General features: G+C 66.2%; 19 protein-coding genes. 5 read left to right on the top strand and 14 right to left on the bottom strand.

The genetic code is table 11. The features are described from left to right. Positions 1-43 precede the first annotated feature (43 nt). On the bottom strand, positions 44-883 hold the full coding sequence (locus C1H66_RS00680; RefSeq protein ID WP_205738608.1) for an alpha/beta hydrolase: 840 nt from the start codon (positions 881-883) through the stop codon (positions 44-46). 25 nt (positions 884-908) lie between these two features. Then, the gene (gene menA, locus C1H66_RS00675; protein WP_102625993.1) at positions 909-1,781 is read right to left on the bottom strand and encodes a 1,4-dihydroxy-2-naphthoate octaprenyltransferase; all 873 of its coding nucleotides are present in this window, start codon (positions 1,779-1,781) and stop codon (positions 909-911) included. 96 nt (positions 1,782-1,877) lie between these two features. Between menA and C1H66_RS00670 the strand changes: the two genes are divergently transcribed. Then, entirely contained in the window at positions 1,878-2,768 is an 891-nt protein-coding gene (locus C1H66_RS00670) for a bile acid:sodium symporter family protein (protein ID WP_102625992.1), read from the top strand. A 26-nt stretch (positions 2,769-2,794) separates the two neighbouring features. On the opposite strand, the gene C1H66_RS00665 is transcribed toward C1H66_RS00670, so the two are convergent. The 4 genes from C1H66_RS00665 to C1H66_RS00650 all read right to left on the bottom strand — a co-directional run bounded on the left by C1H66_RS00665 (position 2,795) and on the right by C1H66_RS00650 (position 7,500). Then, positions 2,795-3,010, bottom strand: a complete 216-nt coding sequence (locus C1H66_RS00665; RefSeq protein ID WP_479723832.1) for a tautomerase family protein — start codon at positions 3,008-3,010, stop codon at positions 2,795-2,797. An 86-nt stretch (positions 3,011-3,096) separates the two neighbouring features. After that, positions 3,097-3,840, bottom strand: coding sequence for a creatininase family protein (locus tag C1H66_RS00660; protein ID WP_102625990.1), 744 nt, complete (start codon positions 3,838-3,840; stop codon positions 3,097-3,099). A gap of 84 nt (positions 3,841-3,924) precedes the next feature. Further along, positions 3,925-5,907, bottom strand: a complete 1,983-nt coding sequence (locus C1H66_RS00655; protein WP_102625989.1) for a putative bifunctional diguanylate cyclase/phosphodiesterase — start codon at positions 5,905-5,907, stop codon at positions 3,925-3,927. A 228-nt stretch (positions 5,908-6,135) separates the two neighbouring features. Beyond that, positions 6,136-7,500 (bottom strand): hypothetical protein, encoded by a 1,365-nt coding sequence (locus tag C1H66_RS00650; protein WP_102625988.1) that lies wholly within the window; start codon positions 7,498-7,500, stop codon positions 6,136-6,138. A 383-nt stretch (positions 7,501-7,883) separates the two neighbouring features. Here C1H66_RS00650 and C1H66_RS00645 point away from each other — a divergent pair, with 383 nt between their 5' ends. Further along, on the top strand, positions 7,884-9,035 hold the full coding sequence (locus tag C1H66_RS00645; RefSeq protein WP_102625987.1) for an alanine racemase: 1,152 nt from the start codon (positions 7,884-7,886) through the stop codon (positions 9,033-9,035). A gap of 36 nt (positions 9,036-9,071) precedes the next feature. Here the strand turns inward: C1H66_RS00645 and C1H66_RS00640 are convergent, their stop codons facing one another. The 6 genes from C1H66_RS00640 to C1H66_RS00615 all read right to left on the bottom strand — a co-directional run bounded on the left by C1H66_RS00640 (position 9,072) and on the right by C1H66_RS00615 (position 15,791). Beyond that, positions 9,072-10,043: an ornithine cyclodeaminase family protein gene (locus tag C1H66_RS00640; RefSeq protein WP_102625986.1), complete on the bottom strand. Its 972-nt coding sequence runs from the start codon at positions 10,041-10,043 to the stop codon at positions 9,072-9,074. 24 nt (positions 10,044-10,067) lie between these two features. Continuing rightward, a complete protein-coding gene (locus tag C1H66_RS00635; protein ID WP_102625985.1) occupies positions 10,068-11,339 on the bottom strand; it encodes a TRAP transporter large permease in 1,272 nt (423 codons plus the stop codon). Then, a complete protein-coding gene (locus C1H66_RS00630; RefSeq protein ID WP_205738607.1) occupies positions 11,336-11,974 on the bottom strand; it encodes a TRAP transporter small permease in 639 nt (212 codons plus the stop codon). Before C1H66_RS00630 ends, C1H66_RS00635 begins: the two co-directional genes overlap by 4 nt. 28 nt (positions 11,975-12,002) lie before the next feature. After that, positions 12,003-13,028, bottom strand: a complete 1,026-nt coding sequence (locus tag C1H66_RS00625; RefSeq protein WP_170064050.1) for a DctP family TRAP transporter solute-binding subunit — start codon at positions 13,026-13,028, stop codon at positions 12,003-12,005. 247 nt (positions 13,029-13,275) lie between these two features. Next, positions 13,276-14,805 carry a M81 family metallopeptidase gene (locus C1H66_RS00620; RefSeq protein WP_102625983.1) on the bottom strand — a complete coding sequence of 510 codons (1,530 nt, stop codon included), beginning with the start codon at positions 14,803-14,805 and terminating at the stop codon, positions 13,276-13,278. A gap of 71 nt (positions 14,806-14,876) precedes the next feature. Further along, entirely contained in the window at positions 14,877-15,791 is a 915-nt protein-coding gene (locus C1H66_RS00615) for a LysR family transcriptional regulator (RefSeq protein WP_170064049.1), read from the bottom strand. A 168-nt stretch (positions 15,792-15,959) separates the two neighbouring features. Between C1H66_RS00615 and C1H66_RS00610 the strand changes: the two genes are divergently transcribed. Both C1H66_RS00610 and C1H66_RS00605 read left to right on the top strand, forming a co-directional pair. Next, positions 15,960-17,459, top strand: a complete 1,500-nt coding sequence (locus C1H66_RS00610) for an aldehyde dehydrogenase family protein (RefSeq protein ID WP_240618172.1) — start codon at positions 15,960-15,962, stop codon at positions 17,457-17,459. Then, on the top strand, positions 17,456-19,102 hold the full coding sequence (locus tag C1H66_RS00605; protein WP_102625981.1) for a GMC family oxidoreductase: 1,647 nt from the start codon (positions 17,456-17,458) through the stop codon (positions 19,100-19,102). The genes C1H66_RS00610 and C1H66_RS00605 overlap by 4 nt, the downstream gene beginning before the upstream one ends. 24 nt (positions 19,103-19,126) lie before the next feature. On the opposite strand, the gene C1H66_RS00600 is transcribed toward C1H66_RS00605, so the two are convergent. After that, entirely contained in the window at positions 19,127-20,029 is a 903-nt protein-coding gene (locus C1H66_RS00600; protein WP_102625980.1) for a PA4780 family RIO1-like protein kinase, read from the bottom strand. A 15-nt stretch (positions 20,030-20,044) separates the two neighbouring features. Beyond that, complete coding sequence (dbpA, locus tag C1H66_RS00595; RefSeq protein WP_240618171.1) at positions 20,045-21,445, bottom strand: ATP-dependent RNA helicase DbpA; 1,401 nt, start codon at positions 21,443-21,445, stop codon at positions 20,045-20,047. A 216-nt stretch (positions 21,446-21,661) separates the two neighbouring features. On the opposite strand from dbpA, the gene C1H66_RS00590 reads away from it, so the two are divergent. After that, complete coding sequence (locus tag C1H66_RS00590) at positions 21,662-23,131, top strand: dihydrolipoyl dehydrogenase (protein WP_102625979.1); 1,470 nt, start codon at positions 21,662-21,664, stop codon at positions 23,129-23,131. Positions 23,132-23,154 lie beyond the last annotated feature (23 nt).

The raw sequence follows: 23,154 nt of genomic DNA, 5'->3' as shown, positions 1-23,154 counted from the left end.
GCCGTTTCGGCAGCGGCCCCTTCCCGAACGACGAGCGGCCGGCTTACGGCCGCTCCAGCCCCGCCTCTTCGCTCAGGAAGGCATCGATCCCCGCCGAGTAGTCCGGCTCGCTGTCGACGAAGCCGGTATTGTGACCGCCGCGGATCTCCAGCAGTCGCTTGGGCTCGCCGGCCGCCGCGAACACCAGCCGGCCCTCGGCGAAGGGAATGATCTCGTCCTCGCGGCTGTGGATCACCAGCAGCGGCGCCGCGATGCGCCTGACGTAGGCTTCGGTGTCGTAGTCGAAGCGCACCAGCCAGCGTGCCGGCAGGAAGGGGTAGAGGCGCTGGGCGAGCTTGGGCACCGAGCGGAACGGCGATTCGAGGATCACCGCGGCCGGCGATGCCTCGCCGGTCAGGGAACTGGCCAGTTCCGCCGCCACCGCCGCCCCCAGCGAACGGCCGAACAGCACGACCTCCCCGGGCGGGGCCTCGGCCTCCTCCACCAGCCAGCGCCAGCCGGCGCGGGCATCCCGCGCCGTGCCTGCCTCGGAGGGGCTGCCCTCGCTGCGCCCGTAGCCGCGGTAGTCGAGGATCAGCACCGAAAGCCCCAACCGGTGGAACTGTGCGATCGACGCCAGCCGATGGGAGATATTGCCGGCATTGCCGTGGAAGAACAGCAGGCTGGCGCGGGGCGCGTCCGCCGGTATCCACCAGGCGTCCAGGCTCAGCCCATCCTCGGTCGACAGCGTCACCGGCTCCCAGGCCAGCCCCAGGTCCGCCGGGGTGCCGACATGCTCGCGCCCCAGGTGCGGCAGGTAGAGCAGCCGGCTCTGGAAGCCCCAGGCCAGCGACACCACCAGGGCATAGACCAGCACCAGCCCGACGAGAAAACGCATCACCATGGGACCTCCGTGATCCAGGCCACGCTCAGGCGACGGCCAGGACGAAGCGCAGGCCCAGCCAGCCGGCCACGACCAGCGAGAAGAGTGCCGTCTGCCCCAGCAGCGGATTGAGGGCCGCACCGTCGCAGCGCCATATCCGCCGGTTCAGGCCCAGTGCGGCCACGCCGGTGACGCCCCAGGCCAGCCAGCTCCACGGCGGCAGCTGCAGCGGCAGGCTGGCCAGCAGCGGCCCCACCGTCAGGGTAGCGAACAGCAGGCGGGTTCTCCGCTCGCCCAGCCGCACCGCCAGGGTGACCTTGCCGGCACGCGCATCGGTATGGCGGTCGCGCAGGTTGTTGACGACCAGGATGGCCGCCACCGGCAGGCCCATCAGCACCGCGGCGAGGTAGGCATGAGCGGGAATCGGGCTCCGCTGGGCCAGCAGGCTGCCCAGCACCGCCACCGGCCCGAAGAACAGCCAGACCGCGACCTCCCCGAGTCCCAGGTTGGCGTAGGGTCGAGGGCCGCCGCTGTAGCCGAGCACACCGAGCAGCGACAGCCCGCCCAGCACCCACAGCAGCCAATGGCCGAAGAGCGCTAGCCACAGCCCCGTCGCCACCGCGATACCGAGCGTCAATGCCAGCCCGGTGCGCAACTCGTCGACACTCAGCAGGCCGGCCTGGAGCGCCCGGGTCGGCCCCAGGCGATCCGGTCGGTCCACGCCGGCGAGACCATCGAAGAGGTCATTGGCCAGGTTCACTGCCAGCTGCAGTGCCACGGCACACAGCAGGCAGAGGATCGCCGTCGGCCAGGAGAAGTGGCCGGGCACCACCAGCGCCTGGCCCAGCAGCACGGGGCCCAATGCCGCCGGCAGGGTGCGCGGGCGTAGCGTCTGCCACCAGATTGCCGTCTTGCTCATCGCATGATCATCCCTGACGTCGCGGATGCCGATCGTCGGCACCCCGAGGCATGGGTCATACTGTGTTGGCAGCAGGGTCCCGCGCAAGGAGGCAGGATGTCCGCAGAGTGGTTGTCGCAGGTCGTACTTCCCTGGGTACTGGCCAGCGTGATGATGGCCATGGGCCTCAACCTGACCGGAGCCGACTTCGTCCGCACCTGGCGGCATCCCCGCCGTGTACTGCTCGGCACCGGCCTGCAGATGCTGGCGCTGCCGCTGCTGGCCTGGGGGCTGGTACTGCTGTTGCCCCTGCCGCCGCTGGCGGCCGCCGGGCTGCTGCTGGTGGCCCTGGTGCCGGGCGGGGCGACCTCGAACATGTTCAGCTACCTGGTCCAGGGCGACCTGGCCCTCTCGGTCAGCCTGACCGCCATCGCCGCGGTGCTGGCCCCCTTCACCCTGCCACTGGTCATGGGCTGGAACCTGGAACTGCTCGGGCTGACCGCCCGGGGCCTCGCGCTCCCCTACTGGCACACCGTGGGCCAGTTGCTGCTGGTGACCCTGCTGCCGGTGCTGGCCGGCATGCTGCTGCGCCGGTCACTGCCCGTTCGCTGGCTCGCGTGGCTGCTGCCCAAGGTGAAGGTCTTCACCGGCGTGGCGATGATCGCGGTGGTGGCCGCGCTGTTCGTCAGCCATGCCGAACGGCTGCCGGCCCTGCTCAGCCTCGAGACCCTGGCGGTGCTGCTGCTGTGCATGCTGGGCATGACGCTCGGCCGGCAGCTCGCACGACGGCTGCGCCTGCCCCACGCCAGTGTGCGGGCCATCACCGTGGAGGTCGGCGTGCAGAATGCCGGCGTGGCGATGATGGTGGCCTTCGTGATCCTGCAGCAACCGGCCATCGCCCTGGTGCCGCTGCTCTATGGCCTGCTGATGAACGTGCCGGTGTTCCTGTGGATGTTCGCCTGCCTGTGGCGTGACCGGCAGCTCGCGGCCGCGGCGGAGCGCCCCTAGGCTCGTCCCGGCCGTCGCCGGGGGCTTCAGCGCGCCCCGGCTTCCCGGTCGCAGCCCATCACCCCGCCCTTGGCCCAGTTCTCGCCGTCGACCTCGCTGAAGAACACCTGCACGGATTCTGCCTTCGCCCCGTAGGCCTCGGCGAAGGCCTCGGTGATGCGCCGTGCGAGTTCGCGCTTCTGCTCGACGCTGCGGGGAAACTGCTGGATGGTAACGATGGGCATGGTGGCCTCCTTGGGCAGGGTACACGGTCGTGAAAACGGCAGGCCACGATAGCAGGAAACCCGCCGAGGGGGCGGGTCTCCGAGGCGCCGGGGGGCGGCAACGCTCAGGGCTGGCCGATGAAGGCCCGATAGGCCTCCCAGGCGTCCTCCACCCCCGCCTCCAGGAAGCGGGCGCCGTGCTCGACGCTGGCCAGCGAGGGATCCGAGCCCATGCGGCCGTCCGGGAAGCGGCGACGGAACTCGTCGGCATCGCACTGGGCGCTGCCCGTCGGGGCGACCCGCGGCGACATCGGCACCTGCTTCACCGCCTCCGGCCTGGCGAACCAGGAGAGCGACACCTCCGAGGCCGTGGCGTGACTGCCCTCGGCATCGCCGTACAGCGACTCGGCCAGCTCGCGCCCGCGCCGCCCGGCGAACCAGTTGAACAGCGCCAGCTCGAGCTCGCCACTCCGCCCCTCCAGGCTGCGCTCCGCCTGGACCTCGGCGAAGGCCGCGTTCACGGTGGCGATGTTGCCGCCATGGCCGTTGAGGAAGAACACATGGGTGAAGCCATGGCGCGCCAGCGAGACGATGGTGTCGCGCAGCACCGCGATCAGGGTGCTCGGGCGCAGGGTGAGGCTCCCCGGGAAGGCCAGGTGGTGCTGCGCCATGCCGATGGCCTGGGTCGGCCCCACCAGCACGCCGTGCCGCTCGCCCAGCGCCCAGGCGATCGCCTCGGGGCAGATCGCATCGGTGCCCACCAGGCCGTTCGGCCCGTGCTGCTCGGTGGAGCCGATGGGCACGATGATGCCCGTCGCGCGTTGGAGATAGGCCTCCACCTCCGGCCAGGTGGCGTGTTGCAGTCTCATGGGGCGGCTCCTCGATTGTCCGTCAGGCGATCCACCGATGATGCCAGATAGGCGGACGCCGTGCCGGGTCCCGGCACGATGGCGCTACTCCGGGGCCTGGTCGTCGGGGGCGTCGCGGTACTCCATGCGCGACCAGAGGGGCCCCCGCAGGAGATCACACCCCTGCTGGCGAAGGTAGTCGGCCTGCTCCCGGGTCGCCACGCCGCCGGCGATGACCTGCAGCCCCAGTTGATGGGCCATGCCGATCATCGACCCGATGATCGCCTGATGATGGGGGGTGTCGAGGCAGCCGGCGATGAACGGCTTGTGGAGCTTGATGGTATCGATCGGGAAGCGGTTGAGGTGCCCGAGGATCGAGTGTCCGCTGCCGAACTCGTCGACGGTCAGCCGCACGCCGAGCGCCTTGAGCCGCTCGAGCATGGCCGCGGCACGCTGGGGGGCACGCATCAGGCCGCTCTCGCTCAGCTCGAGTTCGAGCATCTCGCCCGGCAAGCCGCTGTGGTCCAGGATCTCGCCGACCCGGTCGATGATCTCGCCATCCAGCAGCTCGGCGGTCGAGACCTGCACCGCCACCCGCAGGTCGATGCCCGCCTCGATCCAGGCCTTGGCATGGCGACACGCCCTCGCCAGCACCCACTGGCCGATGATGGCCGCCTGGCCCGCCTCCTCGGCGACCGACATCCAGCGCGCGGATTCCATCGTGCCGAACCGGCTCGACTGCCAGCGCGGCTGTGCCGAGATGGCCACGACCTGGCCGCTGCGTGCGCACAGCGTGGGCAGGTAGTAGAGCTCGAGCTCGCCGAGCGGCAGGGCCTCGCGGAGTTCACTACGCAGGGCGAGGCGATCGAAGTCGTCGTCGCGCAACTCGGCGGTGAACACATGGTAGCGGCGACGACCGAGACGCTGGGCATGGCGCCGGGCGCGATTGGCATGTCGCATCAGTTCGTTGACCGTACGCCCATGTTCGGGAAACAGGCTGATGCCGATACAGCAGCTCGCGACCACCTTGTGGCCATCCAGTTCGACGGGGTTGCCGGTCCAGTCGAGCAGGCGCTCGACGACCTTCAGTACCTCGTCCAGCGGCCCGATGCCCGGCAGTATCGCCATCATCTCATCGCTGCCGAGGCGACTGACGATCCCATGGCCGCCCAGGCAGCGCTTGATGCGCTGGGCGGTCTCGTGCAGGTAGTAATCGCCCATCTCCAGGCCCAGCGACTCGTTGATCGCCTTGAGCTGGTCGATGTCGATATGCAGCACGGCCACCCTGCTCCCCTGGCCGTGAGGATCGGCGATGAGCTCCGCCAACCGTTGCTGGGCATGCCCGCGGTTCGTCAGGCCGGTCACCCCATCGTGAAGGGCGTGGTCGGCCAGCTCCATCAGCATCTCGCCGCACAGCCGCTGCACGGCGGCCAGGTTCTGTTCGGCCTGCCGGCGGGAGGCGCGCTCGTGGTGGAGCGCCTGGACCTGCTGCTGCAGGCGGGAGATCTCGCGCAGCTGCTGCCGCGACTCCAGCCGGCTGTAGCGTTCGGCCGGCAAGACATGGGAGTGATGATCGCAGATGGCGTCGAAGGCCGACTGATCCTCGGGCCGATCGAAATGCTGCAGGGCATAGCCGCACAGCAGGGTCAGCGGCAGGCGATGGCAGGCCGCATGCCAGAGCGCCTCCAGTTGCACCGCCGCGGCGGCGTTGCCCCGGGCACACAGCAGGTCGACCAATTCGCCGAAGGCGCGGGTGGGCGCGGCGCCGGCGGCCTCGATGCCGGCGAGGATATGCCGCTCGAACAGCGCCTCGACCGGCATGCCCGCGCGCATGATGGCCTCGAGCATGAGGTCGGCGTCATGTGTCTCGAGTTGCCCACTCGCCATGGCCGCACCGGTATCCAGCCCCCCGGCTTCCAGCCGCTGCAGAACGGCCGCCAGATGCGCTGGCGTCAACAGCACCAGCAGGCGTTCACCGGCGTCGGCCCCGGCCCGCAGGTAATCGGCGACGACATCGGCAAGGAAGGTCTCGTCCTCGTAGAACTGGACGACATGATCATGAGACTCGAACTGGGTGGCGACTTGCATGGGGCACTCTTACTCCACGGTGGCGAATCCCGCGCGATCAATCCAGTCGCTCTTTATTAGCGTTATTCATGTGAAATCGATCGAAGTGCATGCGGAATCATTGCGACATTCGTCAATAGCACGACCGCCTCACCGGGGTCAAAAGCTGAATCGAGAATGCAACTTAACTCGATGATTCATGGCTCTCGAGCGACCGGGATAATCGCCCCTGCTGGTCGGCAGAGCGGCTTACTCGGCGCTGACGCGCAGCCGGTAGTTGCCGCCTTCGCTGTTGCCGTAGGTGCGGGCGATCGCCCGGTAGTCACCGGGCTCGAGATACGCCTGGATGCGAGCATCCAGGCCCTCGCCCCCGTCGTCATCGGTGAGCGAGGTCCCCGCCCCCTCCAGCTCGAGATAGGCATCCATCTCACTGGACATCATGTCGATGCGGTAGCGCCCCGCCTGCGCCACGCGGAAGGTGTAGGTGTCGCGGACCCCGGGCGCCAGCCAGGCGCTGATCGGTTCGTCGAGCTCCAGTTCGCCACCGTTGGGCTGCGCGTCGGCGTCACGCACGCTGGCCTCGAGCTCGAACAGGCCGCTGCCGCCCTGACTGTAGCTGCGGGCGGTGATGGTATAGCGGCCCGGGGCCAGGTGCTGGTAGAGACGGGCGTCGGTACCACCACCGCCATCATCATCGCTGACCGATACGCCATCGCCGTGCAGCTCGAGGAAGGCATCGAAATCGGACGACCGCATGTCGAGGGTGACGGTGGCGGCGCTCTCCAGGACCAGCTCGTACTCCAGTCCCTGGCCACTGAACCAGCCATGCAACGACTCATCGGGACTCAGTTCGCCGCCATTGCGCAGGGTATCGGCATTGGGCAGCTCACGGGGCTCCACCGCGAGGGTGTACAGACCGCTGCCTTCGCCATAGCTGGTGCGCGCCGTCAGCCGGTACTCCCCGGGCTCGAGGAAGTCGGCGAGGCGCGCATCCAGGTCGCCGGCACCGTCGTCGTCTTCGCGCCGGTAGCCGTTCGGCCCCTCCAGCTCCAGGTAGGCATCCAGGTCACTGGAGCGCATCTCGATCTGATAGAGGCCGGTCTCCTCGATGGTCAGGGTGTAGGTGTCGGGGGCATCCTGCAGCCAGCCGTCGTGGCGCGACGGCACCTCCAGGCTGCTGACGTCGTCGAGCTCGATGCGCCGGCTGGTGATGTCGAAGGGCCCATAGCTATGGGCGTCGTTGCCGCTGACCACCAGGGTGTAGTCGCGGCTTTCGTCGATGCGGTGGCGCAGCGTGGTGGCCGCGGCGATCAGTTGCTCCTCGTCATCGTAGAGCGCCAGCACGCCCTGCAGCGCGCCGCCCAGCGCGACCTCGACCAGGGTGTCTTCCTCGAGCGGCAGCACGTAGCGCGTAAAGCGACTGCCATCCTTGCCGTTGAGTTCACTCTGGGAGGTGATCTCGCCGCGCTGGCGTTCCCCCAGCTGCAGCGACGCCTCGACGGCGGGGGACTCATCATCGCTCGGCGACGGGGAGTTCAGTTGCCAGCCGGCGACAGCGCCGACGGCGAGACCGCCCAGGGCGGTCAGAATCAGGGGAGAGACGGGAGTGGCCATGGAAGCGTCCTTGTTCGATGGCAAGCATCGTGAGGTTGGATGAGTGCCCGTGCCACCGGCCCGATGCAACGGCCCAAGCGTCACGCGACCCCGATATTATATTAGGATTTTGCATCGATGTGACGAAAATCCTCCCCTGATGCCGAAACGGGGACACCCGTTGTGGACGTCGCGCTCGGGTCTCATCGCCATGCCGGACCTTCGCGGTCGACCTGGGCCAATAGACGCACGCAGCGTCGACCCCGGCCATCCTTGCATATCTTTCGCTCTGGGCATCGCACTAGGAGAAACCGGCATTGGCTTACCGGCCACGGCCTGCGTAGCTTATCAACGAGGATTTCCGATGCTTTCATGAATGCGACCAGAGAGGTCTGCCATCCCTTATGCCTCCCACTACCATCTTCGATCTTCCCACGCCCAGCCTGATTCTCGATCGTGCGAAACTCGTGCGAAACCTCAGGCGAATGGCCGATACGGCCAGGAGAAAAGGTGTACTGCTTCGCCCGCACCTGAAGACGGCTAAATCCATCGATGTGGCCCGGCTGGCCATTGAAGGCCAGTCGGGTGGTATCGCCGTGTCAACTCTGAAGGAAGCCGAATATTTCGCCAGTCAAGGCATCAAGGATATCCAGTACGCGGCCTGCATCATTCCGGACCAGCTGACGCGAGTCGCAGATATTCAGCGACTTGGTTCACGCATCACCCTGATCACCGACAGCGTCGAGGTCACCCGAGCGATCTGCTCAATGGGTCGAGAGCTCGACGAGACATTCCGGGTGCAAGTCGAACTGGACTGTGGTGAGGGTCGTTCGGGCGTCTTTCCCGACAGCGAGGAGCTCATCGAGATAGCCCGCATCCTCGATGAGGCCTCGCATGCAACCTTTTCCGGTGTCATGACCCACGCCGGTCACTCCTATCAGTGCCGGACCATTGCCGAGATCGAGGAAGTGGCCGAAGCGGAACGTGATACCGCCGTCTCGGCGGCTGAACGCATTCGTCGCCATGGCGTTGCATGCGCCACGGTCAGTATCGGATCCACGCCAACGGCTCTGTACGCGCGCTCACTGGATGGCGTAACGGAAGTACGCCCGGGTGTCTACATGTTCGGTGATATGTTCCAGGCACAGATCAACTCCTGCAGTGTTGATGATCTCGCCATTTCGGTGATCGCGGAAGTCAGCAGTCACCATGCCGCCATGAACCGACTGCTGGTCAATGCAGGAGCACTGGCACTGTCGAAGGACCGCAGTACCGAAAACATGCCCAATGACATCGGCTTTGGACTGGTAACAAAGGCAGACGGACAACCATTCAAGGCACCGATGAAGGTCGCAAGGGTCTACCAGGAGCACGGCCAGATTCCGCTGTTTGGTGAGCTGTCATGCGAACAGCTTCCCGTAGGGACACGGCTGCGCATCTATCCCAACCATGTCTGCATGACGGCCGCCATGTACGACCAGTATCACCTGGTCGACAGCGAGCAGGGGGATGGCTGCGAAATCATTGCCATCTGGCCGAGGATCAATGGCTGGTGACCGAGGGGCGCTGCTGCGCCCCTCGATGTCGCGGACTCAGTAGTCGACCGACATGCCGAGGCCCCGCTCCGTCGCCAGGCGTACGGCGAGCCTCGCCACCACCAGGTCCTGCAACGCCACACCGGTGCCGTCGAAGATCGTGACCTCATCGGCATCACGTCGGCCGTCGCACTGCCCTTCGATGACCTGACCGATGCTGCCGCGCAGGTTCTCTGTGGTGATCAAGCCGCGGGCATAGGCATGCTGGAACTCGCCGATGGAGACGGCTTGTTCGGCCTCGTCCACGAACAGGGCGCTGGCAGCGACCAGTTCCGGGGCCAATTCCTGCTTGCCCCGGGTATCACACCCCATCGCATTGATATGGGTACCCGGCTTCACCCAGCCCCTTTCCACCAGCGCCTTGCGTGATGGCGTCACCGTAATCAGGATGTCCGAGTGACGGGCAACGGCCTCGGGGTCTGGTTCTGCAACGTAGTCCAGCCCCAGACCGACCACCAGCTTCCCGAATGCCTCCAGGCTCTCCGCGGAAGGGCTCCAGGCATGGACGCGCTCCAGATCCCGCACCGCCATCGAGGCCTTGAGCTGATACTCGGCCTGCACCCCCGTACCGATCAGCCCGACGACGCTCGCATCCTGGTGCGAGAGGTATCGGGTGGCGATCGCACTCGCCGCACCGGTCCTGATGCCGGTCAGGTAGTTCGCACTGACGAGCGCCGTCGCCCTCCCCGTTTCCGGGTCGAACAGCAGCGTCGAGGACTGGTGGTTGCCCAGGCCTTTTCCGGCATTGTTCGGCCAGTACCCACCGGCCTTGAGGCCCAGCAGCGGGGCCACCACATCGCCCCCGGATTTTACCCCGTAGACCGCATCCTGATAGCCGACCATCTCACGCACCACGGGAAAGTTCCGCGCCGTCCCCCTCGCCATGGAAACGAAGGTGCGCTCCACCTCGAGGATGGCATCTTCGACGCTCACCAGCTCGCGGGCATGTGCTTCTGAAATCACCAGCATTCGAGCCCCCCTTGTGGGTGTGCCTCAGCGCAGCAGCGTCGGCAGGAAGGAAGAGAGAGCGGGGACGAACACCAGCATGATGACGACCCCGATCTCCGCCACCAGGAACGGGAGCACCGCGCGGAAGATGGGAAAAACCGGACTCTCGGCGATTCGGCAGGCGACAAACAGGCAGACTCCCACGGGGGGCGTGATCAACCCCAGGGTGAGGGGCAGGATCACGACCATGGCGAACTGCAACGGATCGATGTCCATCGAGGCCGTCACCGGCATCAGCATGGGCACGATCAACACGATCGCGGCTCCCGGCTCGAGGAAGGTCCCCACGAGGAGCAGCACCCCGACAAGCACCATGAGAAACAGCGTGGGGTTGTCGGCAAACTGCATCGCGAACCCCTGCACCCAGCCGCCGATCCCGCCAATGGTCAGGACATACGACACGACTGTCGCGGCTGCGATGATCAGGTAGATGGTCGCCGTGACCCTGGCACTGCGCTTCAGCGCATCCCAGAGACTGGCGAGGTCCATGGTCCTGAAGACGAACCAGGAGATGATCAATGCATAGACGACGGCCACCCCACCCGCCTCGGTGGCGGTGAAGATGCCCGACAGCGTACCCCCGACGATCAGGATCGGCAGCCCCATCACCAGCAGCCCGTCCCGGACCAGGGTGGCGACCTCGTGCCTCTCCACCTTGAAGCTGGACCGAGGCAGTCGCCCACCGCGTGCCTGCCACCAGATGACCAGCCACATGACCCCGGCCAGCATCAGACCGGGCACGATCCCGGCAACGAACAGGTCGATCACCGACTGACGGGTCACGGCGGCATAGATGATCATGATCACGGACGGGGGCACTATGGGGCCGATGATGGACGAGGCGATCGTCACCGCCGCCGCATAGTTCTTGTCATACCCCTCTTCGGGCATGCCCTTGATGAATATCTGCCCGAGTGCGGCCGTATCGGCGACGGCGGCTCCGGATATGCCGGCAAACAGCACCGACGATGAAACGTTGGTATAGGCCGTTCCACCGGGCACACCACGCGTGACCAGCCCCGCCAACCGGATCAGTCGGGTCGTGATGCCCCCCCGGTTCATGATCTCCCCGGCGAAGATATAGAACGGAGCGGCCAGCAGGACAAAGTTGTCCATGCCGGTGAACAGCCGCGTAGGCACCGTGATCAGGTTCAGGTCCAGGGCCCACAGGCCGACGGCTCCCGCGATGCCCAGCGCAAACACGATCGGGACACCGATGATCAACATGGCAACGAAGGCCAGGGACATCGCGATCATGGCTGGTTCTCCTCGGCTTCTTCCCGGCGCAGGACATCCTCGGGCAGGACCATCAGGCACAGGACCTTGAGCAGCATCAGCGAAGCCCCTACGGGAATGGCCATGTAGGGAATGGCCATCGGGATCCGGGTCGCAGGCGACATCTGCCGCATGTTGTTGATGGCCGCCGGGAAACCCTCCCACATCAACAGCAGGCAAAAGCCGGCGATGCAGGTCAGCACGGAAAGATGAATCAGTCGGCGAAAGATGGGCGAGCGTACGCTGGTGAACAGGCTGATCACCATGTGCTCTCCCCGGAACAGGGCGGCACTACCGGCCAGCATGACCATCCAGGTAGTCGAGTAGCGCATGGTTTCTTCGCTCCATGAGAGTGGATCGACCAGCACGTAGCGGAAGAACACCTGAGCCACATTCATCAGGATGATGGCGACCAGCAGGATGGCAGAGATGGCCTCCGTGGCTTGGGTAACCCCCATGGCAAACTTGAATACCCTGTGCTTCAAAGTGGATTTCTCCAGCTGGACTCGGCAAGCACTCGGGACGGCGGGCAAAACAGGCTTATCAATCATTATCGTCTTAACACCTGCTGCAACGTGAAAGAGCGGAAAGAGACTGACTTCTTCCCACTCTTTCAACTTATGGGATCACGGACCCACCGTCGTCTCAGGAGCCATAAAGGGCAGGCTCATAGGAGGCAGCAGTGTCCAGAAGCTCCTGCACCAGATCCTCACCGACCTGCCCTCTCAGATACTCCAGCACCGGCTCCTGGGAGACTTCCGCGAAAGCGGCTTTCTCGGCCATCGTGGTCATGTGGATTTCGACTCCCTTGTCCCTGATCAAGTCGATATATCTCTTGGCCCCGGCAAGCTTCTGGGTATTCTCTATGCGTGCGGCCAGTGTCGCCGCTTCCAGCACTATCGCCTTCTCATCGTCACTCAGGCCGCTGAAGAAGTCATCGTTGATGATATAGGCGTGAATCCCGAGAATGTGCTCGTCGGTGGACATGTATTTCTGTACGTCCATCAAGTTGTAGTCGTAGTTCACCTGGGCGGGATTTTCCTGCCCGTCAATGACGCCCTGCTTGGCGGCCATGATGATTTCAGAGCCAGGCATCGGCGTGGCAGCCGCCCCGAAAGACTCCACAAAACGAATGAAAACAGGGCTTTCCATGACACGCATCTTCAGCCCCCTGAGATCCTCGGGCGTACGAATCGGGCGTACATTGTTGGTAAAGTCGCGGAAGCCGTTCTCTCCCCATGACATGATCCGGATACCCGTATCCTGTCGCATGTTCTCGGCCAGATTCTTGAAGAACGGGCTATCGAAGACGGCCCAGGCATGAGCGGAAGACTTGAACAAATATGGAACCGAAAGCACCTGGATATCATTGTAGAACCCTGCCAGGGCACCGGTATCCACCAGGCAGACCTCGACAGCACCCTGTTGCACCTGTTCGGCGCATGCCCGCTCGGCACCGAGCTGTGCGCTCGGGAACAGTTGCACCGTGATATCACCTTCGGTCTTGTACTCGACATGATCCTTGAAGGCGACCAGCGCGTTCCACTCGGGATTGTCACCCTGCGGAGCATTCATGCCAAACTTGATGGTCTTTGCCATTACGGGACTCGTGGCGCCCAGCACCGCTGTAGTGACTGCGACTGCCATGGTCCACTTGAGATACTTGTTCATGCGTTTCCCCTCTACTTTTTGTAGGAAGAGAAGTTTCCTTCTCAGACACACATACAGACTATTGGCAATATTGACTCGTGGCGAATGCAAAGACATGATAGTCCGATGCCGGTGGCGTATAGACTCCCTCTTGTCAGGATAGTGGAACAGACAAGGCTCCCTGTAGGCAGACAGCAGTTTCCCTGACCATGGTCAAAAGAATCAGCAATCCTGATAAAGAAAACGCTTAGACACTTCCGCGACGGACTCAGCCGGGCAGCGTCCAATCGACCCGAGAGTCAATGGGAAAGGCGGGGCGAGGCAGGTGCCTGAAGTCGAAGCGTGAGAGGATCGGCGAAGTCAGCCCCGGCGTGTCGACCTCGATCACCTGGTCGGCGGAGAAGAATTCATCGAAGCCGGCTCGGAAGTGGCCTCGTGACTTCACCACCACCGCCCGCGCCCGGGCAATGTCCAGTCCCATCATCTCCAGAAAGACGGGGTCGGCGCATTGCGTGCGGATCGATATCACGACCACCTGGATACCACCCAGCACCAGGAGCGCCGACGGCCCCAGGTTCATGTGTCGCCCGGCGTAGAAGCCGCGCCTCCCGACGCACTCCCCATCCTTGAGGCAGGCCACTCTGGCCGTCGCCTCGAATCGGCGTGAGAATTCGTCGGGCTCGTGGCGATTGAAGATGGCCTGGAACGTTGCTCCTTCGCCGCGTGCATGGGCTTCGTGAGCCAGTGCGGGATCGTGGATCACGCCGACCATGACGCCCGTGACGTTGGCATCATGCAGGGCTTCAAGAATCCACATCGTGTTGCCCCTGCCGCCACCACCCGGGTTGTCCGCGACGTCGGCCAGGATGAGGGCAGGCAGGTCGGTGTGTCGCCCGGCCTCCACGACACGGGCAACGGCGTCTTCCAGCGAGGCGAGATGCGGCACATAGCGCTCATGATCATCCCAGGCCTTCTGCGCGATCAGGCGTGCCACCGCCCTCGCGACACCACCACCGTGTCTCGCGGTCACGAGAATGGCCATGCCGTTCTTGGGGGTATCGCCGAAGGCAAACCCACCGAGAATGGAGACATTGGCGATCTCGTCCGTGATCAGGCCCTGGCCGTACTCGATGATGTCGGCATAGGGGCCCGACTCGGTCAGCAAGGTGACGGTTGGCGGAATCAACGGCAGCCGGATGAACGCCATCTCCGGCCGCATGCCGGTGAACATCTCCAGCAGGATGCCGGCGGCCTCCATACCGCGGGCTCGCATGTCGACATGCGGGTTGGTGCGATAGGCGACAATGGCATCGGCCGACTCGACCATGCGCTCGGAGACATTGCCGTGCAGATCCAGCGTCGCCACGATGGGCACCTCGGGCCCGACGATGGAGCGCACCATCGCGAAGAGCTCGCCATCGGGATCGTCCTCTTCGGTGGTGACCATGGCACCGTGGTTGGCGATATAGACGGCATCCAGCGGCATGGCGGCTTCCAGACGGCGCTTCATCTCGTCGCGGGTGGCCTGGTAGAAGGCATGCTCCAGCGGCCCGCCGGCCTCGACCAGGCCGACCAGGATGGGAACCGCCGTCCAGTCGCAGTGTGCATTCATGGCACCGATGAAGCCGCGAATCTCAGTGGGCAGCTTGGGATCGGGGAGGTTCAGGTCTTCCAGGATTTCAGTGCCCGCCAGATAGACCCGGTTGAGATAGTCTTCCTCGGTGGTCACCGGCGCGAAACGGTTGCTTTCGAGCATCAGCCCCAGGATGGCGACACGCCGCGAAGAAGTCCCCGTCATCTGCTCGCCCCCCGACTCATGGAGATTAGACCTTACATGGCGTACTCCCCGGGGCCCAATGCAAGCTCGGCCTAGCCCGATGCCGCAGCGGTATCGCCAAGCGTCGCCCAGAACGCTTCCGCAGCGTGGGGGAGGGGGTCCCGGGAGCGAAACACCCGGATGTCGACGGGGATACACCAGGAGGGGTCTCCCGATACCAGCAGGCTGCCGGTTTCCAGCTCCGAGAGGATCTGGTTCTCGGGTAGCCAGGCGAGGCCGCGCCCGTCACGCGCCATGGTCTTCAACACGGCCGCCAGGTGGGTCTCGAAGACGCGTTTCATGACGGGTCGGGCGGGATGGTGGGCCAGCATGAAATCCACCGCGCGCCCGATGGCGGAGGTTTCCGCATAGGCCAGATACGAGAGGGGATTGGTCTCCGACCCTGGCAGCAACTGCGACGGCTGGCCGTGTTCGTCCGGTGCGGAGACCGGCAGCAGCCGGTCCTCGCCGACCTTGACCGACTGGTAACGCTCCTCGGGCAGCGGAATATCCACCGAGGGGTGGGTGTGGCACATCATGAAATGGCAGTCGCCGCGCAACAGCGCCTGAACGCAGTTGCCTACCTGATTGGAGTCCAGCCGGATCAGCAGCACCCCGACCTGCTCCTCAATGTGGCGGATCCAGTCGGGGAAGAAGGTCAATGACAGGCTGTGGGTGGACGAGAACGTGATGGTGTTCTCGGTCGTCTGCCCCAGCTGGCGAATCTCGTCGCGCGCCTGGAACAGGCGGCGCAGCACGCCCTCGGCAACCGGGTGGAAACGTTCACCCGCCGGCGTCAGCGTGATGGGCTGCTTGCTGCGGTCGAACAGCGACGCCCCCACCCACTCTTCCAGGGCCTTGATGCGGCGGCTGAAGGCGGGCTGGGTCGTGGCACGCGCCTCAGCCGAACGCGAGAAGTTTCCCGTATCCGCCAGGGACAGGAAGTCCATCAGCCACTTGATTTCCATCGCAACGGTTCCCGCAACGATTCCAACAATGATTCCAACAACAACTCCGGCCGCCCCGGTCCATTTATAACGAAATAATGACCTTCCCCGCACGAGCATGCAAATCAGGCATAGATTGATCCTGAACCGGCATTCGCCAAGCGTTGCCAGACTCGTAATGATGGCGGAATGACGAGAGTCGAGAACCGTGCCGGGAAGCCCGGCACCATGGGGGACACAGTGACCAGCATCAGGCCATATTGGAAGAATTTCATCGGTGGCGAGTGGGTCGATGGCACCGGTAACGAGCGTATCGTCGTTACCGATCCCGCGACCGGCGCCCCCATTGCCGAGGTCGCCCGCGCCATGCCCGCCGATGTGGATCAGGCCGTGGCGGCAGCCCGCCGCTGTTTCGACAGCCGGGCCCTGGCGGCCATGCGCCCTCACCAGCGCGGCGAGATGATGCTGGAAGTAGCGCGACAGCTCGATGAACTGGCCGATGACATCGCCACCGTGGAGTGTTTCGACAATGGCAAGACCATGGCCGCCGGCCATGCCGACATCGCCCTGACCCGGCGTTACCTGAGCTACTACGCCGGCATGGCCGACAAGCTGGAGGGGCGGCAGATCCCGCTCGGCGAGGGGGTGCTCGACTACACCACCCACATGCCGTTCGGCGTCTCGGCTCAGATCGTGCCATGGAACGGACCGCTGCCCGTGGGTGCACGTTCCATCACCTGCGCCCTCCTGACGGGAAATACGGTCGTCCTCAAGTCACCGGAGGACTCTCCGTTGAGCCTGTTCCTGTTTGCCGAAGCGTGCGAGCGGGCGGGGGTACCCAAGGGGGCCGTCAATATCCTCTGCGGCTACGGGCATGACACCGGCGCAGCGCTGGTCGCGCATGGCGATATCGACCACATCGTCTTCACCGGCTCCGTCGAGACAGGCAGGAGCGTGCTGCGGGCCGCTTCGGAGCGGATCATTCCGTGCATCATGGAACTGGGCGGCAAGTCGGGCGGGATCGTCTATCCGGACGCGGACCTGGACCGGGTGGCGAAAAGCGCCGCGCGGGCCATCTTCCATCATGCCGGACAGATCTGCTCGGCCGGTTCTCGCCTGATCGTGCACCGCTCGATCCATGACGACCTGGTGGCACGGCTCAAGGGAGAGGCCGAAACCCGTACCATCGGCCCCGGCATCGACGGCTGCGACATGGGGCCCCTGATCTCCGCGCGGCAGCTCGATCGGGTCGAGTCGCTCTGCCGCGTCGGGGTCGAGGAAGGCGCGACGCTGGTCACGGGGGGATCGCGCCTGGCCGGCAGGCCGGGACATTTCATGGCCCCCACCCTCTTCAGCGGGGTGCGTCCCGAGATGCGGATCGCCCGGGAGGAGTTCTTCGGCCCGGTGCTCGTGGTCCTGCCCTTCGACACCCCGGACGAGGCCATCGCCATTGCCAACGGTACCGACTATGGCCTGGCCGCCGGGGTCTACACCAACGACCTGAGGCTGGCCCACTGGACGGCCGACCGCCTGGTGGCTGGCCAGGTCTATGTCAATGACTGGTGGACCGGTGGCGTGGAGACTCCCTTCGGCGGCACCAAACGCTCCGGGTATGGCCGGGAAAAGGGGCAGGAAGCCCTGCTCGGCTACGTGCAGACCAAGAATGTCGGCATCCGCCTGTCGCCATGACGGATCGTTTCGACTACATCGTCATCGGCGCAGGCAGCGCCGGCTCGGTGGTCGCCGGCCGGCTGTCGGAAGCGGGCCAGGGCACGGTCTGCGTGCTCGAGGCCGGCCCACCGGACCGCAGCCCCTACATCCACGTCCCGGCCGCCGTGGTGCATCTCCTCGACAATCCCCGCCTCAACTGGATGTACCAGACGGCGCCCAGTTGGGGAACGGCCGGGCGCAGCCTCGTCCAGTCGCGGGGGAAGACGCTCGGCGGGTCGGGAGCGATCAACGGGCATGTCTATACCCGAGGGCACCGCACGGACTTCGACACCTGGGCGGCCCTGGGCAATCGCGGCTGGAGCTATGCGGAGGTGCTGCCGTACTTCAAGCGCTGCGAACGGCGTATCGGCAACGGTGATGATCGCTATCGTGGGCGTAGCGGCCCCTTCAGCATTACCGACATCGATCAGGCCGACCCGCTCTGTGATGCCTTCATGGATGGCGCGGAGTCACTCGGCATTCCACGCAATCCCGACTATAACGGCGCGTCACAGGAGGGCGTCGCTTACGTTCAGCGCAGCATCCATCGGGGGCGCCGGGTCAGTCCCGCACGGGCCTTCCTCTATCCGGCGATGAAACGCGGCAACACGGAGGTCCGGACGCGTGCCCGGGTGCTGCAGATCGTCTTCGCGGGCAAGCGTGCCATCGGTGTGCGCTACCGGCGGGGCGGCCGTGATGAAGTGGTGCTCGCGAACCGGGAGGTGATCCTCTGTGGCGGCGCCATCGCATCACCGCACCTGCTGCAGCTGTCGGGTCTCGGGGCTCCGGCCCGGCTACAGGCCCTCGGCATTCCCCTGGTGCACGCCCTCCCCGGCGTCGGCGAGAACCTGCGCGACCACTATGCCGCACGCTTAGTGATGCGCATCCGCGGTATCGAAACCATCAACGAGCGCGTGCGTGGGCTCGGGCTGGTGAAGGAAGTCGCCCGCTACGCCTTCACGCGACGCGGGGTCCTGGCCCTGACGCCGACGCTGGTCTACTGCTTCGGGAAATCCGACGAGGCGCTGGAGGTGGGCGATATCCAGGTCTCCTTCACGCCCGCCAGCTATCCGGCGGGCATCTGGAGCGGACTGGACCGGTTTCCCGGTGCGACCATCGCATGCTGGCAGCAACGCCCGGCCAGCCGGGGGCATGTTCGCGCCCTGTCCGCCGACCCCTTGGCGGCGCCGGAGTTGCAGCCGAACTACCTGGCAGAGGAAGAGGATCGCCAGGCCATCCTCGCGGCCATGCGCCTCGGCCGACGTCTCGCCGCCAGCCTGCCGTTTGCCCATCATGTCGAGCGGGAAATCTGGCCCGGCGACCCTGTGCAGAGCGATGCCGAGCTGCTCGACCACGCTCGCCGGACCGGCAACACCACCTACCACCCCATCGGCACCTGCCGCATGGGGCCAGCCGAACGGGCGGACAGCGTGGTCGACGACCACCTGAGAGTCCACGGCATGCAGGGGCTGCGTGTCGCCGACGCCTCCATCATGCCGACGATGCCGGCGGCGAATACCAATGCGGCGACCTTGATGATCGGGGAGAAGGCAGCGGACCTGATCCTGGGCAGGCGGCCATTGCCGCCCGAGCTGGCGGATGCTCCGCAGCATCCACCGTGATGCCCCGCGGCAATGCCGCCGGGCTCAACACTCCCGCCGGGACTCCCGCCACTCCTCGGCGGCCTCCTCGACCCCGGGCTCGTCGCCGCGGTGGCGGGCCGCCTGGCGGTGGGCCTCCTCCTCGCGCACGTCGTCGATCACGGTCATCAGGTCATCGACATCCACGGGCGCGGTGTCGTGGGCGAAGCAGCCGGTCAGCCGGCTCTCCGGGTGCAGCTCGCCCGCCTCGTAGAGCGCCCAGATCTCCTTGGCGTAATCGGTCTCGAGCAGCTCCGGCGCGAAGCGGCCGAAGTAGGCCCGCATGTTGTCGACGTCGCGCTCGAGCATCATCGCCGCACTGTTGTTGCCCGCGGCATCCACCGCCTGGGGCAGGTCGATGATCACCGGCCCCCGCTCATCGAGCAGCACGTTGAACTCGGACAGGTCGCCGTGCACCAGGCCGGCACACAGCATGCGCACCACCTCGCCGATCACCCGGGCGTGGTGTCCGCGGGCCTCTTCGGCGCCGAGGGTGACGTCATCCAGCCGTGGGGCGGCAAAGCCCTCGGCGTCGCCGATCAACTCCATCAGCAGCACGCCGTCGACGAAGCCGTAGGGCCTGGGTACCCGCACCCCGGCGCTCGCCAGGCGGTAGAGGGCATCGACCTCGGCATTCAGCCAGGCCTGTTCCTGCTCCTTCTGGCCATAGCGCGTCTTCTTGGCCATCGCCCGGGCGCGGCGACTGTTGCGCTCCTTGCGGCCTTCCTGGTACTGCACCGCCTGCTTGAAGCTGCGCTGCCTGGCCTCCTTGAAGACCTTGGCACAGCGCAGCTCGCCGCCCGAGCGCACCACATAGACCTGCGCTTCCTTGCCGCTCATCAACTGGGTCACGACCTCGTCGATCAGGCCGTCATCGACCAGCGGCTGCAATCGTCTGGGTATCTTCATGTTCCCCCTTTCCCGTCAGCGGCTGACGCGCCGGGCGCGAAACGAGCGCCCCTTGAGTTTACCCGCGCTCAGCTGGGCGAGGGCCACCTTGGCGACCTCGCGCTGCACGGCCACGTAGGCGCTGCGCTCGAGCACCTTGATCCTGCCCACCTGGTCGCCCCGCAATCCCGCCTCGCCGGTCAGGGCGCCGAGGATATCGCCGGGGCGCACCTTCTGCTTCTTGCCGCCGTCGAGTTGCAGCGTGGCCATGGGCGGGATGAGCGGGTCCCGCCCGAGCACGGCACGCCCCGGCAGCGGCGCCTCCTCGAGGTCCTCACCGAGGAACTCGCCGAGCCGATCCAGCCGGTACGCCTCCTGCTCGGTGACCAGGGTGCAGGCCACGCCGGAGCCGCCGGCCCGGCCGGTGCGCCCGATGCGGTGCACATGGACCTCGAGATCGCGGGCGATCTGGTAGTTGAACACCGCGTCCAGGGACTCGATATCCAGCCCGCGCGCCGCCACGTCGGTGGCCACCAGGATCGACGCGCTGCGGTTGGCGAACAGCACCAGGATGCGGTCGCGGTCGCGCTGCTCCAGATCGCCATGCAGTGCCAGGGCACTGAAGCCCGCCTCGCCGAGGGCCTCGGCAACTTCCCGGGTCTCGCGCCGGGTGTTGCAGAATACCACGCTGGACTCGGGCCGATGGTGCAGCAGCAGCCGGCGCAGGGCCTCGAAGCGTGCCGCCTCGTCCGCCACCCGATAGACGTGCTGGCGAATGCTGGTGGCATCGTGGACCTCGGCGATCTCCACCAAGGCCGGCGCGCGCATCAGGCCCTCGGCGATCGGCTTGATGCCTGCCGCATAGGTCGCGCTGAACAGCCAGGTCTGCCGGCTCGCCGGCGTCTCGGCGACGATCGCCTCCATCGACGCCTGGAAGCCCATGTCGAGCATGCGATCGGCCTCGTCGAGCACCAGGGTCTCGAGCGCCGCCAGGGTCAGCGAGCCCTTGCGCAGGTGCTCCTCCACCCGGCCCGGCGTGCCGACCACCACATGCGCCCCATGGGCCAGCGAGGCGAGCTGCGGGCCGAAGGGCGCCCCGCCGCACAGGGTCAGCACCTTGACGTTGGGCAGGGTGCGCGCCAGCCGGCGGAGCTCGCCGGCCACCTGGTCGGCCAGCTCGCGGGTCGGGCACAGCACCAGCGCCTGCACCCGGAAGCTTGCCACCGCGAGCCGCGAGAGCAGCCCGAGGCCGAAGGCCGCGGTCTTGCCAGAGCCGGTCCTGGCCTGGGCGATCACGTCGCGTCCCGCCAGCATCAACGGCAGGCTCTCGGCCTGGATCGGGGTCATGGCGTGGTAGCCGAGCGAGTCGAGGTTGACCAGCAGCTCCGGCGCCAGCGCCAGGGAAGCAAAGGAAGAGTCGGGCAAGGGATCGGACACGGAAATGGACCTGCGATGGAGGACGGGAGCCGGGGCGACAAGCGAGCGATGGCGGGAGCCAGGAGGCGAGAGTCGAGGGAATGGCAAGGGAAGCCGGGCAGGATAACAGAAAGGGCCGGGGAATGCCGAAATATCGGGTGGCGGGACAGGCTGTGCCATAGTGAAGCGAGTCGAGGCCCGCGGCCGGTGGCCGCCACTTCCCCGGAGGAGATCACGATGCACGAACGTGACGTCGATGTCGCCATCATCGGGGCCGGCAGCGCCGGCCTGAGCGCCTGGCACGCCGCCAGCAAGCAGTCCGACAGCGTGGTGCTGATCGAGGGCGACGAATACGGCACCACCTGTGCGCGGGTGGGCTGCATGCCCTCGAAGCTGCTGATCGCCGCCGCCGAGGCCGCCCATCATGCCCGCGACGCCCATGGTTTCGGTGTCAGGGTGCGCGGCGAAATAGAGATCGACGGCCGTGCCGTCATGGCGCGCATCAAGCATGAGCGCGACGGCTTCGTCAGTCGCGTCCTCGAGTCGATGCAGCGAATCGGCGCGGCCAACCTCCTGCAAGGCCATGCCCGCTTCGCGGCCCCGCACACCCTGATCGTCGGCGATCACACCCGCCTCGAGGCGCGCAACATCGTCATCGCCACCGGCGCACGCCCCAGTTGGCCCGGTTTCTTCGAGGCGGCGGGCGATCGGCTGGTCGTCAACGACGATGTGTTCGAGTGGCACGACCTGCCGGCGTCGGTGGCCGTATTCGGCCCCGGGGTGATCGGCCTGGAACTCGGCCAGGCCCTGCACCGCCTGGGGACGCGCCTGCGCGTCTTCGGCGTCGGCGGCGCCCTCGGCCCGTTCCGGGACGAGACCCTGCGCGACTATGCCGACCGCACCTTCAACGAGAGCTTCTACGTCGACCCGGATGCCAAGGTGGAAGCCATCGAACGCGACGGCGACCAGGTCGTGGTCACCTTCCTCGAACGCCACAGCGGCGCGCGCCTCACCGAGCGCTTCGACTACCTGCTCGCCGCCACCGGCCGGCGCCCCAATGTCGACGGGCTCGACCTGGACCAGGCCGGCCTGGCGCTGGATGACCAGGGCGTGCCGCACTACAACCGCTTCACCATGCAGTGCCGCAACGCCGACGACGGCCCGAGCCATGTGTTCATCGCCGGCGACGCCAGCCAGGAACTGCCGCTGCTGCACGAGGCCAATGCCCAGGGGCGCATCGCCGGTGGCAACGCGGGGCGCTACCCGGCACTGCGCGCCGGCCAGCGCAACGTCGCGCTGGCCATCGTCTTCACCGACCCGCAAATGGCCACGGTCGGCGCCAGCCGAGCCGAACTCGAGCAGCGCTACGGGGGCTGCGACTGCATCGCCACGGGAGAGGCCTCCTTCGAGGACCAGGGGCGTGCCGTGGTGATGGGCCAGCACCGCGGCATGATACGCCTCTACGCCGAGCACGGCTCGGGGCAGTTCCTCGGCGCCGAGCTGTTCGGCCCGCGCATCGAGCACATGGCGCACCTGCTCGCCTGGTCGCTGGAACAGCACTTGAGCGTGAGCCGCATGCTCGAGATGCCCTTCTATCACCCGGTTCTCGAGGAAGGGCTGCGTACTGCCCTGCGCGACCTGAACGCCAGCCTGCAGCTTGGCCCGGCGATCACCGAGCGTTGCATGGAGTGTGGCCCCGGGGATTGACCCTGCCACCTCGGCTCGACGCG

This window comes from Halomonas heilongjiangensis, assembly GCF_002879645.1.
Lineage (GTDB): Bacteria > Pseudomonadota > Gammaproteobacteria > Pseudomonadales > Halomonadaceae > Halomonas > Halomonas heilongjiangensis.
The sequence above is the reverse complement of the archived record's forward strand: the minus strand, read 5'-3'. Positions and strand labels throughout refer to the sequence as shown.